Annotated in this window: 18 protein-coding genes; 11 read left to right on the forward strand and 7 right to left on the reverse strand. The window is 51.5% G+C overall.

From position 1 onward, the window contains the following. The first annotated feature begins 37 nt into the window (after positions 1–37). From ACY0JR_RS06000 to ACY0JR_RS06020, 5 genes are all read left to right on the forward strand, one after another. On the forward strand, positions 38–319 hold the full coding sequence (locus tag ACY0JR_RS06000; RefSeq protein ID WP_186642124.1) for an ATP-dependent Clp protease adaptor ClpS: 282 nt from the start codon (positions 38–40) through the stop codon (positions 317–319). 16 nt (positions 320–335) lie between these two features. Beyond that, positions 336–944, forward strand: a complete 609-nt coding sequence (gene recR, locus ACY0JR_RS06005; protein WP_462633038.1) for a recombination mediator RecR — start codon at positions 336–338, stop codon at positions 942–944. Between the two features lie 145 nt (positions 945–1,089). Continuing rightward, positions 1,090–2,997, forward strand: a complete 1,908-nt coding sequence (locus tag ACY0JR_RS06010; protein ID WP_462633039.1) for a glycosyltransferase — start codon at positions 1,090–1,092, stop codon at positions 2,995–2,997. Positions 2,998–3,229: 232 nt separating this feature from the next. Beyond that, positions 3,230–4,438: a pyridoxal phosphate-dependent aminotransferase gene (locus ACY0JR_RS06015; RefSeq protein WP_462633040.1), complete on the forward strand. Its 1,209-nt coding sequence runs from the start codon at positions 3,230–3,232 to the stop codon at positions 4,436–4,438. Between the two features lie 105 nt (positions 4,439–4,543). Next, positions 4,544–5,575: a bifunctional heptose 7-phosphate kinase/heptose 1-phosphate adenyltransferase gene (locus ACY0JR_RS06020; RefSeq protein ID WP_462633041.1), complete on the forward strand. Its 1,032-nt coding sequence runs from the start codon at positions 4,544–4,546 to the stop codon at positions 5,573–5,575. A 405-nt stretch (positions 5,576–5,980) separates the two neighbouring features. On the opposite strand, the gene hemE is transcribed toward ACY0JR_RS06020, so the two are convergent. Both hemE and ACY0JR_RS06030 read right to left on the reverse strand, forming a co-directional pair. Further along, positions 5,981–7,012: a uroporphyrinogen decarboxylase gene (gene hemE, locus ACY0JR_RS06025; protein ID WP_462633042.1), complete on the reverse strand. Its 1,032-nt coding sequence runs from the start codon at positions 7,010–7,012 to the stop codon at positions 5,981–5,983. 153 nt (positions 7,013–7,165) lie between these two features. Beyond that, entirely contained in the window at positions 7,166–7,783 is a 618-nt protein-coding gene (locus tag ACY0JR_RS06030; protein ID WP_462633043.1) for a MarC family protein, read from the reverse strand. 298 nt (positions 7,784–8,081) lie between these two features. On the opposite strand from ACY0JR_RS06030, the gene ACY0JR_RS06035 reads away from it, so the two are divergent. The 3 genes from ACY0JR_RS06035 (at position 8,082) to ACY0JR_RS06045 (ending at position 10,270) form a co-directional block, all read left to right on the forward strand. Continuing rightward, entirely contained in the window at positions 8,082–9,209 is a 1,128-nt protein-coding gene (locus ACY0JR_RS06035; RefSeq protein ID WP_462633044.1) for a 5-(carboxyamino)imidazole ribonucleotide synthase, read from the forward strand. Continuing rightward, a complete protein-coding gene (purE, locus tag ACY0JR_RS06040; RefSeq protein WP_462633045.1) occupies positions 9,206–9,733 on the forward strand; it encodes a 5-(carboxyamino)imidazole ribonucleotide mutase in 528 nt (175 codons plus the stop codon). The genes ACY0JR_RS06035 and purE overlap by 4 nt, the downstream gene beginning before the upstream one ends. Positions 9,734–9,796: 63 nt before the next feature. Further along, entirely contained in the window at positions 9,797–10,270 is a 474-nt protein-coding gene (locus tag ACY0JR_RS06045; RefSeq protein WP_462633046.1) for a GNAT family N-acetyltransferase, read from the forward strand. Between the two features lie 50 nt (positions 10,271–10,320). Here the strand turns inward: ACY0JR_RS06045 and ACY0JR_RS06050 are convergent, their stop codons facing one another. Then, entirely contained in the window at positions 10,321–10,668 is a 348-nt protein-coding gene (locus tag ACY0JR_RS06050; protein ID WP_462633047.1) for a transmembrane 220 family protein, read from the reverse strand. Between the two features lie 126 nt (positions 10,669–10,794). Here ACY0JR_RS06050 and ACY0JR_RS06055 point away from each other — a divergent pair, with 126 nt between their 5' ends. The 3 genes from ACY0JR_RS06055 (at position 10,795) to ACY0JR_RS06065 (ending at position 13,313) form a co-directional block, all read left to right on the forward strand. Further along, entirely contained in the window at positions 10,795–12,255 is a 1,461-nt protein-coding gene (locus ACY0JR_RS06055) for a PQQ-dependent sugar dehydrogenase (RefSeq protein ID WP_462633048.1), read from the forward strand. Beyond that, positions 12,252–12,653 (forward strand): c-type cytochrome, encoded by a 402-nt coding sequence (locus ACY0JR_RS06060; protein WP_462633049.1) that lies wholly within the window; start codon positions 12,252–12,254, stop codon positions 12,651–12,653. The genes ACY0JR_RS06055 and ACY0JR_RS06060 overlap by 4 nt, the downstream gene beginning before the upstream one ends. A 78-nt stretch (positions 12,654–12,731) precedes the next feature. Then, positions 12,732–13,313, forward strand: coding sequence for a histidine phosphatase family protein (locus ACY0JR_RS06065; protein ID WP_462633050.1), 582 nt, complete (start codon positions 12,732–12,734; stop codon positions 13,311–13,313). 48 nt (positions 13,314–13,361) lie between these two features. Here ACY0JR_RS06065 and ACY0JR_RS06070 read toward each other — a convergent pair whose 3' ends face one another. The 4 genes from ACY0JR_RS06070 to ACY0JR_RS06085 form a co-directional block, all read right to left on the reverse strand. After that, positions 13,362–13,982 (reverse strand): 3'-5' exonuclease, encoded by a 621-nt coding sequence (locus ACY0JR_RS06070; RefSeq protein ID WP_462633051.1) that lies wholly within the window; start codon positions 13,980–13,982, stop codon positions 13,362–13,364. 113 nt (positions 13,983–14,095) lie between these two features. Next, the gene (gene dnaK / locus ACY0JR_RS06075; RefSeq protein WP_462633052.1) at positions 14,096–16,039 is read right to left on the reverse strand and encodes a molecular chaperone DnaK; all 1,944 of its coding nucleotides are present in this window, start codon (positions 16,037–16,039) and stop codon (positions 14,096–14,098) included. A gap of 438 nt (positions 16,040–16,477) precedes the next feature. Further along, on the reverse strand, positions 16,478–17,083 hold the full coding sequence (locus ACY0JR_RS06080) for a pseudouridine synthase (protein WP_462633053.1): 606 nt from the start codon (positions 17,081–17,083) through the stop codon (positions 16,478–16,480). 96 nt (positions 17,084–17,179) lie between these two features. Continuing rightward, complete coding sequence (locus ACY0JR_RS06085; RefSeq protein WP_462633054.1) at positions 17,180–19,267, reverse strand: vWA domain-containing protein; 2,088 nt, start codon at positions 19,265–19,267, stop codon at positions 17,180–17,182. Positions 19,268–19,507 lie beyond the last annotated feature (240 nt).

Below are 19,507 nucleotides of genomic sequence, written 5' to 3' on the forward strand. Positions count from 1 at the left end.
ACTTCCTAAACTCATGTTAATTGCTTAATTTTGCGTTATGGACATTCTAACTGAAATTCTGGAGCAGGAAGACGTGCTGTTATTGGAGGAAACCACTGACATGCGCGAGCTGGTGGTGTACAACGATGACGTGAATACGTTTGAGCACGTGATTAATACACTGGTGCAGGTCTGCCGCCACACACAGGAACAGGCCGAGCAATGTACCATGTTGATCCACTACAAAGGGAAGTGTACCGTAAAACTGGGCACCTTCACCGAGCTGGAAATCATGTGCACCGCCATCCATGACCGGGGTATCTCAGCAGATATCGTTTAACCCTGTGAACTAACGGATGAATTTCCCTTCTAAGCTGATTGAGAATGCGGTGGAGGAGCTGGCCAAATTACCCGGTGTAGGCAAGAAAACTGCCCTGCGCCTGGTGTTGCACCTGCTCAAAGCCGAAACCGAAGATACCAAACAACTTTCTGAGGCGCTGGTACGCATGCGCACCGGCATCAGGTACTGCAAAACCTGCCACAACATCTCAGATGTGGAAGTATGCAGCATCTGTTCCAACCCGCTCCGCGACCGCGCTCTGCTGTGCGTGGTCAGTGACATGCGAGATGTGATTGCCATTGAGAACACGGCCCAATACAAAGGCGTGTACCACGTGCTGGGCGGCGTCATTTCGCCGCTGGAGGGCGTGGGTCCTTCAGATTTGCACATCCAGTCTTTGGTAGAGCGTTTGCCTAATTCTGGGGTGAAAGAAATCATTCTGGCCTTGAGCCCTACCATGGAAGGCGATACCACCGCCTTTTACCTTACCCGTAAACTGAAGGAATATCCGGCCCGCATTTCAAGCATCGCCAGAGGTATTCCGGTGGGGGGCGAGTTGGAGTACACCGATGAGATTACCTTGGGGCGCAGTATTCTGGATAGAACCGCTTACAGCCAAATTTAGGTTTATTGCCTTATTTATATAAAACAGGCCAGAAATGGCGATCAGAGCAGGAACTTATGTTCCTGCTTTTTTATGTTTGTCGTACTTTTCTGAACTTACCAGCGTAAACCTTTCCCACATACTTCTTCCACCCACCTAGTACTGCTTGAAAGACCTTTCCGTCATTATTGTCAATTACAATGTCAGCTACTTTCTGGAGCAATGCTTGCTTTCTGTCAGGAAAGCGGTAAAGGGTTTGCGGGTAGAGGTGTTTGTGGTAGACAACAACTCGGTAGACGGGTCGGTGGAGATGGTGCAGCGGCGGTTCCCCGAGGTCATGCTGCTGGCCAACCAGGAGAACCTGGGTTTTTCCAAAGCCAATAACCAGGCCATCCGGCAGTCTCAAGGCAAATATGTGCTGCTCCTGAACCCAGACACGGTAGTGGAGGAAGACACCTTTCTGAAGTGTTTCCAGTTCATGGAGGCACATCCAAACGCCGGAGCGCTAGGCGTGAAAATGATGGACGGAGCCGGTAAGTTCCTTCCAGAATCCAAGCGCGGACTGCCTACGCCGTGGGTGGCTTTTTGTAAGGTGTTCGGGCTGTCTGCCATGTTTCCTACTTCTTCGGTGTTCAACCGCTACCACCTGGGGCACTTGCCGGTAGATGAGGTACACCAGATTGATATTCTGGCCGGGGCTTTTATGTTCATGCGAACCGAGTCCTTGGCGAAAGTAGGCTTGCTGGACGAGAACTTCTTCATGTACGGCGAAGACATTGACCTTTCTTACCGTATCAAGCAGGGCGGTTTTGAGGTGTACTACTTTCCGGAGACCCGCATCATCCACTACAAAGGCGAAAGCACCCGCAAAACCAGCGTGAACTACGTGTTCATGTTTTACCGGGCCATGATGGTGTTTGCCGAGAAACACTTTAGTAGTGGGCAGGCCCGGCTGTATTCCTACCTCATCAGGCTGGCTATTTACCTGCGGGCCGCATTGGCTATTCTGTACCGGGGACTCCAGTTCGTGACGCCGTTTTTGCTGGATGGGCTGTGTCTGGCCTTGGGCGCAGTGGTGGGGGAGAAGGTGGTGCCAGACCCTTTACCCTTAGACGTATCACCTATGTGGGCGGCCTATCTGGGCGTTTGGTTGGGGAGTGCCTTCTTCAGCGGTGCCTATGACAAGCCTTCTAGGCTTTACCGCTTGGTAAAAGGCATGTTGTGGGGCAGTATTCTGCTCATGGCATTTTCCAGCATTGTGGCCATTGTAGGCGAAACAAATAAAAAACATTTATTGGTGGCGGTGCTGGTTGGCTTAGTAGGCATGGCCTTTTGGCGCTTAGGCTGGCATTTCCGGCAGTACGGCCATTGGCGCTTAGGCGAACCCAAAGCGAAGCGCATTGCGGTGGTGGGCAGCGGCAAAGAAGTGAAACGGGCGTCTTCCCTGTTACGCCAGGCTGGGGCCCCGGAGCCGCAGGCGCATCTGGAACCGCAGCATACCCCCGCCGACTTAAAGCAGATGCAGGAAGTGATTGAAATCTACAAAATCAATGAGCTGATATTCTGCGGCAAAGACCTAGCTGTTTCACAGATTATTGAGTGGATGGTGCAGATTCATAACAGTGCCGTTGAATTCAAGATTCTGCCTGAAAACAGCGCCTACATTATCGGGTCCTCGTCTAAAGATGCCCGCGGCGATTACTATGCCCTGCACATTGAAGTGAATCTGCTGAACCCGTATCACCGCCGGAACAAGATAATCCTGAACTCAATAGTAAGTGCGGTGTTGCTGGTGCTGTCTCCGGTTTTGATCTGGCGCATGAAAGGAAAGAAGCAGTTTCTGAAAAATTGCTTGGGAAACCTGGTAGGTCTGTACCAATGGGTAGGCTTGAAAGCGACCTCGGCCTCAGATGCCAAACCCACCATCCTCTCGCCCGTTGACAAAGTCTCCGGCAAGCGCATCAGTCCGGCAGCGGCGCGGCAAATGGAAGTGGTGTACGCCAAAGACTATACGCCTTATACAGACTTACTTATCTTGGCGCGTAATATCTCCAATCTGGGCAGATCTGCTTAGAAAAACAAAACCCTTTCTGGCCAGACAAGTAGAAGCAGGTAAGCGGTTTAGGGCTTGTAAGGTACTGAGCAGCCACCACCTGCGTTAAAGAAAGAGAGTTTGGTAGAATCTTCGCGAGTTTACTAAGCATTTTGCTATTATTGTGCAGGATTATTGAAACATCCTCTACTTTGCTGTAAAAACGGCAAAAGCTGCTATTTTTGATCTCATACTATATATGTCTTCCCAAGAGATGATGACTTCCGAACAAACCGTATTATCAGACCGCATTACTTCCCTGGCCGAATCCCAGACCATTGCCATGGCTAAAAAAGCCCGTGAACTGGCCGCCAAAGGAGTAGATGTGATCAACTTAAGCTTCGGGGAACCCGATTTCCAGACCCCGCAGTACATCAAAGACGCCGCCAAAAAAGCCATTGATGATGGCTATACCTTCTATACGCCGGTGGCGGGCTATCCCGAACTGCGCAAAGCCATCGTGGAGAAACTTCGCCGCGACAACGGCCTGGAGTACGGCCCTGAAAACATTGTGGTGTCTACGGGAGCCAAACAATCCATTGCCAATGCGGTGATGTGCCTGGTAAACCCCGGCGACGAGGTGATCATCATTTCTCCTTATTGGGTGAGCTACGAAGAAGTAGTGAAACTGGCTGAGGGCATTCCGGTGCCGGTGCGCGGCTCGCTGGAGAACGACTTCAAAATCACGGCCCAGCAACTAGAAGAGGCTATAACGCCCAACACCAAACTGGTGATGTATTCTTCGCCGTGTAACCCAACGGGTTCGGTGTTCACCAAAGATGAACTGGCTGCTTTTGCCGCCATTCTGGAAAAACACCCGCAAGTACACGTCATTGCTGACGAAATCTACGAGTACATCAACTTTACAGGGGAGCATTACAGCCTGGCCCGTTTTGAGTCCATCAAAGACCGCGTCATTACCGTGAACGGTTTCTCCAAAGGCTACGCCATGACCGGCTGGCGCGTGGGCTACATTGCCGCCCACAAAAGCATAGCCGATGCCTGTGATAAAATGCAGAGTCAGATTACCAGCGGTACTTGTTCCATTGCCCAAAAAGCTGCGCAAGCCGCGTTGGAAGGCGGGAGAGCCTCTGCCGAGGAAATGAGTGCATCTTACCTGCGCCGCCGTGACCTGGTGTTAGGACTGATGAATGACATCCCCGGCATCAAGACCTACGTACCGCAGGGCGCTTTCTACATCTTCCCAGACGTGAGTGCTTTCTTCGGGAAATCTGCCGGAGACCTCAAAATCGAGAATGCGAACGATCTGGCCATGTACCTGCTCAATGATGCCCACGTATCCTTAGTAGAGGGGGGAGCCTTCGGGGCACCGCAGTGTATTAGGTTCTCGTTTGCCGCCTCAGACGCTAAATTGATTGAAGCCTTGGAACGTATTAAAGCTAGTTTGGCGAAACTAAGCTAAAAACGGGTTTCAAGATTTCTTACTACTTTTGCCTTACATTGGATAAAGTACCTCTAAAACCGGTGCTTTATCCAATGTTTTGTTTTCAACCATACCTTTTCCTGAATGTCCCTTCAGCCCACGATTTCTGCCCTGTTTCAGCGTTTCAGCCAACTGCGGGTGTTGGTGGTAGGCGATGTCATGATTGACGCCTATCTCTGGGGAAAATCAACCCGGCTGTCGCCCGAGGCCCCGGTTCCCATTGTGAACCGCCTCAAGATGGAGCAGCGCCTGGGCGGAGCCGCTAACGTAGCCCTGAACGTGCAAAGCCTGGGGGCCACTCCGTTGCTCTGCTCGGTGGTAGGCGATGACCAAGAAGGCAAAGACTTACTTCAGTTGCTCCAGGAACAAGGCCAGACGGCCGAAGGCATTGTGCTGAGTGCGGAACGCCCTACCACCGTCAAGCAGCGCATTATCTCCGGCGGACAGCAATTACTCCGGATAGATTCAGAAGTAGAAACAGACCTATCCGCAACTGAACGGCAGGCGCTAGTACAACGGTTCGAGACACTGTTAGAGACTGCCCACGTAGTTATCTTCGAGGATTACGACAAAGGGGTGCTGAGTGCCGAAGTTATTGACGAGTTGTTGAGTCTAGCCAAAACAGCCGGCATTCCCACGGTAGTAGACCCCAAGAAGAAGAATTTTCTTTCCTACCAAGGCAGCACGCTTTTTAAGCCCAACCTGAAAGAACTCAAAGAAGGCCTGAAAGTAGACTTCGCTGATGCTAATCTAGAGGCATTTGAAGCAGCCGTGAACCAATTGCAGGAAACCATGAAACTGGAGAACGTGCTAGTCACCCTCTCAGAACGCGGAGTCTTCTGCCAGGCTACTGACCAAACCAGAACCTACCTGGATGCCTACATCCGGACCATCTCAGATGTTTCCGGGGCCGGGGACACCGTGGTCAGCATTGCCGCCCTGAGCCTGGCTGCCGGCCTGCCACTGCCTGCCCTCGCGGAATTGTCAAACTTAGGCGGCGGGTTAGTCTGCGAACACGTAGGCGTAGTGCCCATTGACAAAGAACAACTGCAACTAGAAGCGCAACAGTCCAACGTGCTGCAACGTGAATTGGCTTCGTTTGAAGTGAAAGTTTGAGATGAAGGCGTTTCAGCGCTGTTTTCAGAGAATCAGCCTTTAAATAACTTTAGCTAGGGTCTTTTTTCAGTAGTGAAGCAGTTAGTAGACTGAGGCTGAAGGCAAGTTGCAAACTTGCCAACAATGAGAACCACAAGTTGCGCTAACGCTAAACTTGCGGTATGGTATATTTAGCCTTGGAACAGAACAGATAATTAGAACCTATTCGTTCACCCTTTATCATGGTTCAAGTTTTCAACTTGGACCCAATATGGCCTGAAGTTTGTAACTTCAGTGAGGCAAAGCCTCAAAACGGCGTTCCCAAGTCTATAAATGCTTGCTGCATCAAAAATAAAAACGGCCTCCTGTTCAATTGAACAGGAGGCCGTTTTTATATCGGTTTCTCAAAAAGAGGCTTTAAACAGTCTATCGGTGGCTGTATTCCTTCACCGTCTGGATAAAGCATTTCACCTTCTCCGGGTCTGTGTCTGGGTATACGCCGTGGCCTAGATTGGCAATGTGGCGGTTAGGTCCGAAGGCTTCCAGCATTTTGATGGTTTCGCGTTTTACACCTGCAAAATCATTGTAAAGCGCACACGGATCCAGGTTTCCTTGCAAGGTTTTGTCTGGGCCAACGGCAGCACGGGCATCTTTCACGTCCATGTTCCAGTCCAAGCCAATGACCTGGCAGTCTAGTTGGGCGAAATCTGCGAGCGAGAAGAAGGCACCTTTGGCGAAAACCGTCACTGGTACGCCTTGAATGGCCTGACAAATCTCTGAGATATAGCGGTAAGAGAATTCTTTGTAGTGCGCCGGAGGCAAAATGCCCGCCCAGGAATCGAAAATCTGGATGAGGTTGGCTCCTGCTTCTACCTGCGCTTTGAGGTACGCAATAGTGGTATCTGTGATTTTACGGAGCAACTGGTGCGACAACTCCGGTGCCTCATACAGCATTTTGCGGGCTTTGGAGAACGTTTTAGAGCCGCTGCCTTCCACCATGTAGGCGAAAATAGTCCACGGGGCACCGGCAAACCCAATCAAAGGCACGCGGCCGTTCAGTTCCCGCTTGGTGACTTTAATGGCTTCCAGCACGTAGTTCAGTTGCTCGTAAGGGTCGGCTACGCGCACGTTTTCTACATCGGCGGCGGTTTTGATGGTATTGGGGAAAAGCGGTCCGCGTTTCTCAATCATTTCATAGGTGCAACCCATGGCTTCGGGCACCACCAGAATATCAGAGAAAATAATGGCGGCGTCTACGTCCAGCAAATCCACCGGCTGAATGGTGACCTCGGCGGCCAGCTCAGGGGTTTCCACCAGTTCCTTGAAGCCGGAAAGACGTTCGCGCACGGCGCGGTATTCCGGTAAAATGCGGCCTGCCTGACGCATGAGCCACACAGGAGTTCGTTCAGTAGGCTGCCCCAGGGCGGCCCGCAGGAGCAAGTCGTTCTTTAATTGCATGGCGCAAAGATAAAGCATAATAATGAGTCCTGAGTTCTGAGTCTATAGTTCTGAGTCAGAAAAAAGGACAGGTGAGTAGGCAGAGTAGGGCTGTTTTGAAGGCGATTTCTCTAAAACAGGGTTGAAACGGAGCTTGTCAGGTAGACTACTAGGTTACTTGAAAAGGGCCAACAAGGCGGTCACAATGAAACTAACGCCCAGTGATAAGACAATGAATCCCATTATTTTAGCGAGGGCAGCAAGACCGGCTTTCCCCATAAAGACCATGAGGCGGGGCGAGAAAAGCAGGATGATGTAGCTGACCAGCCCTAACAAAATAATGGCCAATATCATCAGACCCATGTCAAGGTAGGTGAGGGATTTGGTGAAAAGGCTGATGACTACGGCAATGGAACCCGGACCGGAAAGCAGGGGCATGGCCAACGGCGTAAAGGAGATGTCTTCTTTCTCCACGCCTTCGGCCACTACATCCTTGGAGATCTTCTTTCCTTCTTCGGCCTTGGGGTTGAGCAGATCTAAGCCAGCCCGCATAATCATGATGCCACCCGCAATGCGCAAATCATGAATTCTGAGCCCGAAAAAGTCCAGCACAGCCTGACCAGCCAGAAAGAACACGGTCAAAATCAGAATCATGTAGAGACATGCGCGTAATGCCTGCTGGTTTCGGCGGGCCGGGGAGTCGTCATGCGTGAGGGTGAGAAACACCGGCATGGCCCCAAACGGGTTTACCACCGAGAACAAAGCAGAGAAAGTGGCGAGTAGGATTTCCATTGCCGTCAATAATACGGAAATTCAGGAAATTACCAGCCATTCGCGTCAATAGCAGGAAACCAGATTATCTGTTTCCTGATCTGCCGCAGACGCTGCAAACGCACATTTTTTCCTGGCCAATTAAAGCGGGCTGGAGCGTCCGGTTTCCGCCGCCTGTTTATTTCTAAAAGAAAATGACCTTCTTGCGATCTTAAAATTTGTAGCTTACCCGCATAAGGGTGAGATTTGGGGTTTCAGCGGGGAAAGTGATTCCGCTGTAAAATCAATTTCCTTTTTACCCTGATTTTCCAGTTTTAAGATGAATACTATCAAATTAGGCATACTGGGCGGCGGACAACTGGGCCGTATGTTGTTGCAGGCGGGCCTGGATTTCAACCTTTATACCCTGGTGCTGGATCCCGATGAACACGCACCTTGCCGCCATCTCTGCGAAGAGTTTGTACACGGCGATTTCAAGGACTATGACACAGTGTACGCCTTTGGGAAACGCTGCACGCACGTAACCATCGAGATTGAGCACGTGAACGTGGATGCCCTGTTTGCGTTGGAAAAGGAGGGAATTCAGGTGTACCCGAAACCTTCTTCGCTGCAGACCATCCAGGACAAAGGTTTGCAGAAAGAGTTCTTCCAGAAAAACAGCATTCCTACTTCAGATTTCAGGTTGTTACAGGATTCTGGTGAGTTGGAATCCAACGTAGATTTCCTGCCTGCCTTCCAGAAACTCCGCCGCGGCGGATATGACGGAAACGGCGTGACTAGATTAACCTCTGCCTATGATTTCCCGAAAGCGTTTCAGGCCCCAACGGTGCTGGAGAAGTTGGTAGAATTTGAAACCGAGATATCCGTGATCTGCGCTCGCAACGTGCAAGGCGAGGTGAAAGCTTTCCCGGTGGTAGAGCAGGTCATGCACCCCGAGCACAACCTAGTAGATTACTTGTTGGCTCCGGCCCAGATTGCGTACAAACTGCAACGCATGGCCATTGAGATTGCCACCCACGTCACCACCGGACTGGACATTGTAGGTCTGCTGGCCGTAGAAATGTTTGTGACGCGTGACGGGCAAATTCTGGTGAACGAAGTAGCGCCGCGCCCGCATAACAGCGGCCACCACACCATGAAAGCCAACGCCACCTCTCAGTTCGAGCAGCACCTGCGGGCCATTTTAGGCTTGCCCCTCGGCGATACTGAACCGCATTGCCCAGCCATTTTAGTGAACCTCTTAGGCGAGGCGGGCTATTCCGGCGAAGCCGTGTATGAAGGGCTGGAAGCCGTCTTGCAGGAACCCGGCGTGCACATTCATCTCTACGGAAAGAAATTTATCCGTCCTTTTAGGAAAATGGGTCATTTAACGGTGCTGGCCCACACCATTGAAGAAGTAAAACAGAAAGCAGATACCATCAAGAACCGCTTAAAAATCATTGCATGAGCCAAACTCCTGAGCAAACTACTGCCCTTGTAGGCATTATCATGGGCAGCCAGTCAGACCTGAAAGTGATGTCCGGCGCCGCCGATATTCTGGAACAACTGAACGTTCCCTTTGAAGTAACCATCGTCTCGGCGCACCGCACCCCACACCGCATGCTGGAGTACGCCGAAGGTGCCCGCAAAAAAGGCCTGAAAGTGATTATTGCCGGAGCCGGCGGAGCCGCGCATTTGCCGGGCATGGTGGCTGCGCTCACTACCTTGCCGGTCATTGGCGTACCCGTAAAATCAAGCAACTCCATTGACGGCTGGGATTCTATTCTGTCTATCCTGCAAATGCCGTCGGGCGTGCCCGTGGCTACCGTAGCCTTGAACGGCGCCACCAATGCCGGTTTGCTCGCCGCCCAGATTCTAGGAAGCACCAACGCGGTGGTAGCCGATGCCCTGGAGAAACACCGCACCACCCAACGCGACAAAGTGATGCGCTCCGTAGAGCAACTCCGTCGGGGCGATATTGAAATGGACTAGTCCTTGCTTTCATTTCAGCCCATCGTAAATACTGCCACGCCTGAGTTCGCTCAGGCGTGGGCTTTGTATGAAGAGGCCTTTCCGGCAGAGGAACTTAGAAATTTAACGCAACAACAAGCACTTCTACCCAACCCTGCTTACCAGTTTCTCGCCATATATCACCAAGCAGAATTCGCTGGATTACTGGGTATTTGGCAGCTGGCTGGCTGTACGTTTCTGGAGCATTTCGCCATTATGCCCTCCTTACGAGGCAAAGGAGTGGGGAAAGAAGCGCTTGAGGCGTTGGTAAAAGAAAGTAGGCCACCCGTTATCTTAGAAGTGGAACCGCCTCCGGCAGAGATGGCGCAACGCCGCATCAATTTTTATGAGCGCGTGGGCTTTCAGGTAAACGATTTCAGCTACCGGCAACCACCTTATGATGCCACAAAACCTTGGGTGAGGTTATTACTCATGTCTTATCCCAGTTTGGTTGAAACGGCTGCATTAGAAGAAATTAAAATGCAATTATACCGGCACGTCTACGGGCAAACTGTTTGAAGCCTTCTTTTTAGAATTAAGGAGAAAAACAGAAGACGGTTCTCAGAAAATCAGACTCTGTACTTCCACTCCAGAATAAAGCAATAGACCATTACCAGAGCGCAAATGGTGAGTCCCAGTGATTCCCGGGCTTCCTCAATGGCCGGTGCGCGGCTCATGTCAAAAAAGATGCCCTGGTAAACAGGAGGCCAGAGCAGGAAAGCGGCCACGGCATACCCCACAAACGCCACCGCATACACCCACCTGAATAATTTCCGCTTATAGGCTAGAAAGCAAAGTATCGCCGCCGCCAGGTACGCTGCCGCCCAAATGGAGGGGTCGGGGTCGTTTAATTGCACAAACGCAAATAAAATAAACATGACCATAAACACAAGCAGCAGCAGAACACGGATTTTCATGGTGTCTTTAAAATAGCTTAATGTATATATTTTCCACTAATGTAAAATTTTCTAAACAAGGTGCAAAAGCAACTGTTTTACTTAATAAAAGTATCAGTAGTAGAACTTCTCTTCTAATGCACGCCTATGAGAATACTTCTCCGCTTATCTATGGTTGCTTTACTGCCCCTGCTATTTTCAGGTTGCTACAAAATAAAGGGAAGCTACGGCGGTCCCAAAACCTTCCATCCGCAGGCCAGAGCCTTACAGCCCACAGATGTGGCGCTGCCCGCGGGCTACACCATTGAACCCATAGCTTCTGGTTTGACGTACCCCACCGGCATCACGTTTGACGAGCAGGGCACCGCCTACATTACAGAATCAGGTTATGCCTACGGCGAAGTCTGGTTGCCGCCCAAACTGCTGCGCCTGAACCCAGACGGCACCACCACCCAGGTAGCAGCCGGTGACAAAAACGGCCCCTGGACTGGCGCTACTTACCACGACGGCTTTTTCTACGTGTCTGAGGGCGGAGAACTGGAAGGTGGGCGCATCCTGAAAATCTCCCGGACTGGACAAATCACGCGCCTGGTGGAAGGCCTGCCTAGCTACGGCGACCACCACACCGATGCCCCGGTCATAGGCAAGGACGGTTATTTGTATTTCGGGCAGGGAACGGCCACCAACTCCGGCGTAGTAGGCACCGATAATTACCATTACGGCTGGCTCAAGCGCAACCCTTCCTTTCATGATATTCCGTGTAAGGACATTATTCTGAATGGGCAGAACTTTACCACCTACAACCCTTTGACCGAGGATGACAAAGACGAAGTCACCACGGGCGCTTACCTGCCCTTCGGTACGCCTAGTACGCCTAACCAGACTATCAAAGGTGCTATTCCGTGTTCAGGGGCCATCTTCCGGGTATCCCTGCAGGGTGGCCCGCTGGAGTTAGTAGCCTGGGGCTTACGAAACCCCTTCGGGCTGGCTTTCTCCCATAACGGGCAACTTTACGTTACGGATAATGGCTATGATACCCGCGGCAGCAGGCCCGGCTACGGGGCCGGTGACGTGTTGTGGGCGGTACAAGCGGGGCAATGGTACGGCTGGCCAGATTTCGCGAATGGGCAGCCCATGGCCTCAGATGACTACAAAACCCCGCATGATGACCCCAAGTTTCTGCTGGCTCAGCACCCCGGCACGCCTCCCAAACCCGCCGCCATTCTAGGAGTGCATTCCTCTTCCAACGGACTGGATTTCTCCCGCAACGCAGGTTTCGGGCACGTAGGCGAAGCGTTTATCGCCCAATTTGGCGACATGACGCCCGAAGTAGGCCACACCTACGGCCCGGTGGGCTTCAAAGTGGTGCGGGTAAACCCCACCAACGGAGTAGTAGAGGATTTTGCGGTAAATAAAAGCAAGATTAACGGACCCGCCTCTATCATGAAAAACGGAGGATTGGAGCGCCCCATTGCGGTGAAGTTCAATCCTGGCGGGACAGCCCTTTACGTGGTAGATTTTGGCATTATGCCCATGACGGAACAAGGTCCCGCGCCGAAGCAGCAGACCGGAGTAATTTGGAAGATCACTAAAACCGCAGGCAAATGAAACAGTTTCTGAAAAATCCTAAGATTGCCGGGCAACTGCTGTGGCTGCTGCCTATTTTATTGCTAAGCAACTGCGGCACCGCCCGGCGCAGTGAACCCATCATGGGTCCCTTAGCCATGCGGACCCAGCAACTGGAAAACGGGAGAGTGGTTTTCATGCAGAACTGCCAACGGTGCCACCCTCTAGGCGAAGCCGGGTTGGGTCCGTCCCTCAACAACATTCCGCTGCCCGGCGCAGCGCTCCGGTTCAGGGTCCGTAGCAAAGCCTTCTTTCTAGGAATAGGACGGATGCCTTCCTTCAAAAAACACGAGATATCGCGGGAGCAGATGGATGATCTAGTGGTGTACTTGAAAACCCTTCGGCGTCATAAAACAAACGAAACAATTGCTGTCCAATAGTTTCTGTTTTAAATCAGTTTCTTGAAAAGCACGTGAAAAAGGATGCTCATTTTCACGTGCTTTTTACTTAGTTGAAAAATGAACTCCAAAGTCCGGCACATCTACCTTATTCGGCACGCGCGGCCCATCATTAACCGGAAAGGTTTTTTCTCCAAAACCGAGGCCCAACAGTACCTGCAGGATTACAATCTGGCAGAGGTGGAGAAAATCATAAAACGTAGCGAGCACCTACCTATAGACCAAATCAAGAGAGTTTTCTGCAGCACCTTGCCCCGGGCAAAAGCCACGGCCCTGATGTTGTTTGGCTCAGACGTGGAATTGATAGAAGATGCTACTTTCAAGGAATTTGAGAACCGCATCTGGGGTTTGCCTTTGGGTAAGTTTCCTCTGAAATGGTGGCAGGTAACATCCAGGGTCTTGTGGTTGCTGGGCTTGAATCAGAAAGACATTGAAAGCTTCAAACAAGCCAAAGCCAGGGCAAAGCAAGCCGCTGATCATTTAATCCAGGAAGCGGAAGAAAACGGATTAGCGGTATTGGTGGCCCATGGTCTCCTAAACCGCTTTATCAGACGAGCCCTCCGCCGAAAAGGCTGGAAAGTAGTGTTGGATGGAGGGCATGGATATGTTGGGATAACGCAACTAGAGAAACAGAGCCCTTGATTTACGCTTACTTTTTAGAAAACTCCCCTAAAAACAAGATGCCTCTTTTTAGAACGGAAAAGCTCTTTTGACTCGAGGTTCCTTTTTCACGGAAGATGCTTTGTAACCACCTTCAAACAATTGCCCGAAATTGATTTTCAGTTTCTCGGGAAAGTCATCTAGGCAACTGCATTGGGTATGTTCCAAGGCACGTAACGTCAACTCGGCACAAGCATACGAATCTGCTGCAGCGCGGTGGTGCTTGAACTGAATACCATGACGGTTGCAGAGCGATTTCAAGTCATACTGAGGTAGGCCTTGCCACACTTGTTTGGAGAACTGTACACTGCAGGCACAGCTCAGCTCCGGAAAAGGCAAGCGGTAGGTAGTCAACGTGGCTCTGAGCACGCTCATGTCAAAGCTGGCGTTGTGGGCAATTACCAACTGGTTCTGTAGCAAAGGGCGTAGTTCCTGCCACACCTGGTCAAACTCAGGGCTGTTCTTAACATCCTGCGGTTTGATGCCATGGATAGCAATGTTCCAGCCGTTGAAGTAGGGGTAATATTTTGGTTTGATGAGCCAAGCTTGGGTATCTACAATCTTTCCATTCTCTACAAAGGTCAATCCGATCTCACAGGGGCTGTCCCGATCAGATGTGGCCGTCTCGAAATCCAGGGTAATGAAGTTCATGGGGTACTTTGGTGATAGACCTGCAAGTTACAACCATTTTAGGGAAAAGGACTCTAAAACAAAAAAGGCTCACCGCAACGCGGTGAGCCTTTCCTCAACTAAACCTATTTTTATTACTTAACTTCTTCGTAGTCTACGTCGGTCACGTTGTCAGCACCGGCAGACTGAGTAGCACCGCCTTGTCCGTCAGAACCTGGTTGTCCACCTCCGAATCCGGCTCCGCCGTCAGCACCTGGTTGTCCGGCTCCGCCAGTGGCGGCGTACATCTCCTGAGAGGCCGCCTGCCAGGCGTTGTTGATGCTTTCCATAGCGCTGTCAATAGCGGCTAAGTCTTTAGACTCGTGCGCTTTCTTCAGGTCAGCCAGGGCACCTTCAATGGCAGTTTTGTTTCCGGCGGAGAGTTTGTCTCCGTACTCTTTCAGCTGCTTCTCAGTCTGGAAGATCATAGAGTCAGCCTGGTTTACTTTCTCAACCTGCTCTTTTGCAATACGGTCAGCCTCGGCGTTGGCCTCAGCCTCTTTACGCATGCGCTCAATTTCCTGCTCAGACAGACCAGAAGAAGCTTCAATACGGATCTTCTGCTCTTTACCGGTTCCTTTGTCTTTGGCAGACACGTGCAGGATACCGTTGGCGTCAATATCAAAGGTTACTTCGATCTGAGGAACGCCGCGCGGTGCTGGCGGAATGTCTGACAAGTGGAAACGACCGATGGTGCGGTTGTCGCGGGCCATTGGGCGCTCACCCTGCAACACGTGGATCTCCACGCTTGGCTGGTTGTCAGAAGCGGTTGAGAAGGTCTCAGACTTCTTGGTTGGGATAGTTGTGTTAGACTCAATCAACTTGGTCATCACGCCGCCCATGGTCTCGATACCCAATGAAAGCGGTGTTACGTCAAGCAACAACACGTCTTTCACTTCACCGGTCAATACACCACCCTGGATAGCGGCACCAATGGCCACCACCTCATCTGGGTTTACACCCTTAGATGGTTTCTTACCGAAGAATTTCTCTACTTCTTCCTGAATTCTTGGGATACGGGTAGAACCACCCACCAAGATCACTTCGTCAATGTCACTTGGCTGCAGGCCAGCGTCTTGCAAGGCTTTGCGAACCGGCTCCATGGAACGACGAACCAGAGAATCAGCTAACTGCTCAAACTTGGCACGAGACAGTCTGCGCACTAAGTGCTTAGGACCCGTCTGGGTAGCCGTGATGTATGGCAGGTTGATTTCAGTTTCAGAAGAAGAGGAAAGCTCAATCTTCGCTTTCTCAGCCGCTTCCTTCAAACGCTGAAGCGCCATTGGGTCAGTGCGTAAGTCCATGCCTTCTTCGGCTTTGAACTCATCGGCTAACCAGGCAATGATTACTTGGTCAAAGTCGTCACCACCCAAGTGGGTATCACCATTGGTAGATAATACTTCAAACACACCGTCGCCAAGCTCTAGAACAGAAATATCGAAGGTACCACCACCTAAGTCGTATACCGCGATTTTCTGGTCTGCATGTTTTTTATCCAAGCCGTACGCCAACGCAGCGGCAGTAGGCTCGTTGATGATACGTTTTACATCCAAACCGGCAATCTGTCCGGCTTCTTTTGTAGCCTGACGTTGTGCGTCGTTGAAGTAAGCTGGAACTGTGATCACGGCCTCGGTCACGGTTGTGCCCAGGTAGTCTTCAGCAGTTTGCTTCATTTTCTGCAACACCATGGCAGAAATCTCCTGCGGCGTAAACTGGCGGTCGCCAATTTGCACACGCACGGTATTGTTGCTGCCAGACTGCACGTTGTAAGAAACGTGGCTGGTTTCGTCTTTCACTTCTGAAAAACCGCGACCCATGAAACGCTTGATGGACGCGATGGTATTTTGTGGGTTGGTGATAGCTTGACGTTTAGCAGGGTCACCTACTTTACGCTCACCGTTCCCGTTGTCCAGGAATGCCACGATGGACGGAGTAGTCCGGCGGCCTTCGCTGTTCGGAATCACCACTGGTTCGTTACCCTCCATTACGGCCACGCAAGAGTTGGTAGTTCCTAAGTCAATGCCTATGATTTTTCCCATTGTCTATAGTTTTATTTTAGTAGTTCCTAGTTTAACTTTCTTGCAGTCTTATTAACAAGACATGTGCCAAGGCGCTTTTGCCTGCCATTTGTGACACAATGTCATTTCTGCCGAAAGGCGAAAGTTTCTCTATACGAACATTTGACGGAGGATGGCAGGAAAGCGTGCGCTTTTGGCTTGTTTTTAGAAAAGTGGGCAGAAATATGGGGAAGAGATAGTTAAAAGCAGTTGCCAAAAAACAAGCTTTAAATGCTAAAAGTCCATCTGCCCCGTAGCGGCGTTACACGGTAACGCCGTGGTTCTATGAAACGAAAACGCCTACAACTAGAACACGGCTGTCTGTAAGATCATATTTTATTAAAACAGACCAAAGTTGCAGAGACAGATAATTGGGAGAGGGAGCAGGTATTGCTTCGTGGCACCACGTCGTTACAGGAATTACCTTTTCCTGAAATGCGGTTGATACGCTGCTTTGGGCTTGGCCAAGCCTTTCAGAAGCTTCACCTCCTCAAACGTCAATTCCCGGTATTCACCCGGCTGTAAAGAACCCAATTGTAATGGTCCAATGGCTACTCGTACCAACCGGAGCGTTGGAAAACCTACGGCTGCCGTCATCTTGCGCACCTGGCGGTTCATGCCTTGGCTGATTTTGATCTCTACCCAAGTGGTAGGAATGTTGGCCCGGAACCGGATGGGTTTAGAGCGTTCCCACAGGTTTACGTCTTCCAGCAGTCTGGCTTTGGCGGGGGTGGTTTTCTTGCCTTGGATGAGCACGCCGCGTTCCAGTTGATCTAAGGCCTCATGGGTGGGTGCGCCTTCTACCTGCGCCCAGTAGGTTTTCTCTACCTTGAATTTGGGGTCAGACAGCCGGTGCTGTAATTGTTTGTCATCGGTGAGTAGGACCAGTCCTTCGCTATCATAATCCAATCTTCCCACCGGATACACGTTAGGGATGGGCACAAAGTCTTTCAGGGTGCTGCGGCCGGTCTCATCCGTGAATTGGGTGAGGACCTCAAAGGGTTTGTTGAGAAGGAAATACTGCAAAGTGGTAGCGATAGGTAGAGGACAAAGGTACGCCTTTGGCTTGTTTCAGGCTAGCTTTTAGGAAAACAGCGCTGAAACGCCGGAGCGTCAAACAGGCTACAAGCTCCCGAAGAATCTTCTCAACGCCCACTCAGAGCAAGCCAAGCCCAGAAGCAGGAAGTAAAACCAAGGCTGCTCCAGCAAGTCTTTTTCTTCTTCATGGCTGCGCAGGATGGTCTTAAAGTTCGCCTTCACTAAGTCTTGTTCCAGTTGGGCCAGTTGGGCTGGGTAGTAGAGGCGGGTTTCTGAGCGGTCAGCGATTTGGCTGAGTAGACTGTGGTCGGCCACGGCCAGGAGCGATTCAAGGTTTTGCTCCTGGACTACAAACTCGCCGGCGTCAGTGTAGGATTGGTTATCTAGGCGGGTAGAGGCGGTGTAGCGGTACACACCGGCGGGCAGGTTGCCCAGGCGCAGGCCTTCGCCGCCTTGCTCGTGCCGAAACGAATGGCGGGTTTGTTTTCCGCCTTCATGGGTTAGAAGCACCGCGACGGTTTGCCCGAAGATTTCCTCCTGAACGGCATTGAAGACGTCGGCCTGCAAGGCCACGCCCTCTGAGGTCTCGAATTCATCTTTCACGGGGTACACGTGCAGGCGTTTCTGGTTTCGGCGATTAGCCAACAGTTGCACCAGGTGCGTCATCAGCTCATCGTAAATCTGGGACGTGCCGTGGTCTACGGCTTCGGTGAGACGCCATTGCCAACTGCCGTCGGTGAGGAGCACGGCCGAAGGGGCCGGAGAAGCCGGTTTATAGACCAGAAGCGGTTTAGTGGTTCGCACAGACCCCACCTGTTGCTGCAGAATGACCTCAGCGGCGGGCGCGATGTTCCAATCCCCGAAGGTGACGGCGGTAGGAGGCCAGCCTTTGATTCTGGTTTGAGCAATGGGCTCGGTAGAGAACCGCTGAAAGGCATTGTTCAGGAGCGGCTGTACTTCATCGAACTGGGGCGAAGGCCGGTTTAACCGTACGCCAGCTTGTAAGGCGTTGAAGGCATTGAAATCTGTTTGAGCGCCCAGAATATAGAAAGACGGAACGTTGGCCGCTTTTAATCGGCGGAGCCACTCGGTTCCCACACCGCTGGCATTGGGAATCTGGTGGAGGATGGCCGCATCATAGGGTGTTTTGAACGACGGGTTCTGGAAAGGGCCTAACACCACCTCTACGTCTAAAAGCGGGTTGGTGAGCAACGCACTCCGGAGGGCCTTGATATCGGGGTGCGGGGCGGCGGCGGCTACCAGCACTTTCAGTTTTCCTTTAATTACCTCCAGGTAGGCGTGGCGGCTATTGTTCAGGTTGGTGAACTCGCCGGTGAGCGGCTGTACCAGCACCTGGTAATGTTTCTTGCCCGCTTGCGCCGCCGTTACCTGAAAAGACGTTTGAATAGCACCACTACGGGGTAACGTTACTGTTTTGCGCTGTACCGTCTTTCCATTTTCCTGTAGTACTACCGTAGCTGATGTTCCGCTGAAGCCGTTGTGCCGCACCCGCGCTTCCACCGGAAAAGAGGTGCCGGTATAATTGATTTTGTTGTATTGCACTTCCTCCAGTACCACATCGCGCTTGGGAATGGTATCGCCTAGCGCCACCGGAAAAATAGGCGCATCATACGACTGGAAAGTAGGGGTGGGGCCCTGGTTATGGATGCCGTCTGAGATGAGCACCGTGGCCGCCAGGTTCTGGTTTCTATACGTCCGGCTTCCTTTTTCCACCAAAGCGTGCAAATTGGTCACTTGCGCACTCAGCGGCGTTTGGGCAAACGTAGAAACTGCGGTGTCACTCTCTTGAAACGTTTCTTTGACCACTTCCAGGCCTTTCTTCTGCAAGCGTTCGGCTAAGGCATCCAGGCCCTGCAGGGTGCGATTCAGTTCTTCTTTGGGGGTAAACAACCCCACGGATTGGGAGTTGTCCAGCGCCAGCACTACTTTGGGTTTTACTTCTTCCTGCCGGATGCGGCGGGTGTAAGGTTCCAATAGTAGGAAGCACACCAAGGCCACCAGCAGTGCGCGCAGAGAAGCTAAAAACCAGCGCAGACCCGTAGGCCAGGGCCCACCTTTGCGGTACATGAACCAGGCAACGCTTATTCCGGCCGCCAGGCAAAGCAAGGCATACCAGGGAGAATAAGCAGTGTGTATTTGGAGTGATTGCACAAACGGTGAGTTAATTCACAGGATATAAGTAGCAAGATAAAAGAAGTACGCCATATTTGAGCGGAATACCCACTGGGGAACGTCTTTATTTCTTAACTGTCCGTTTGTGCCGGTTATTGCCTGGATTTTGGTTCAGGCCTGTTTTCCAGAAAGTAGGGGTGTTTGGCTATGCATGTTTTCTGCTAGCGTGGGATAGGTCGCGACCTGTCCGTACATTCTTTGGAAAGTAGTGAGGAGCGT

Source organism: Rufibacter sp. JT3400010, from assembly GCF_054956755.1.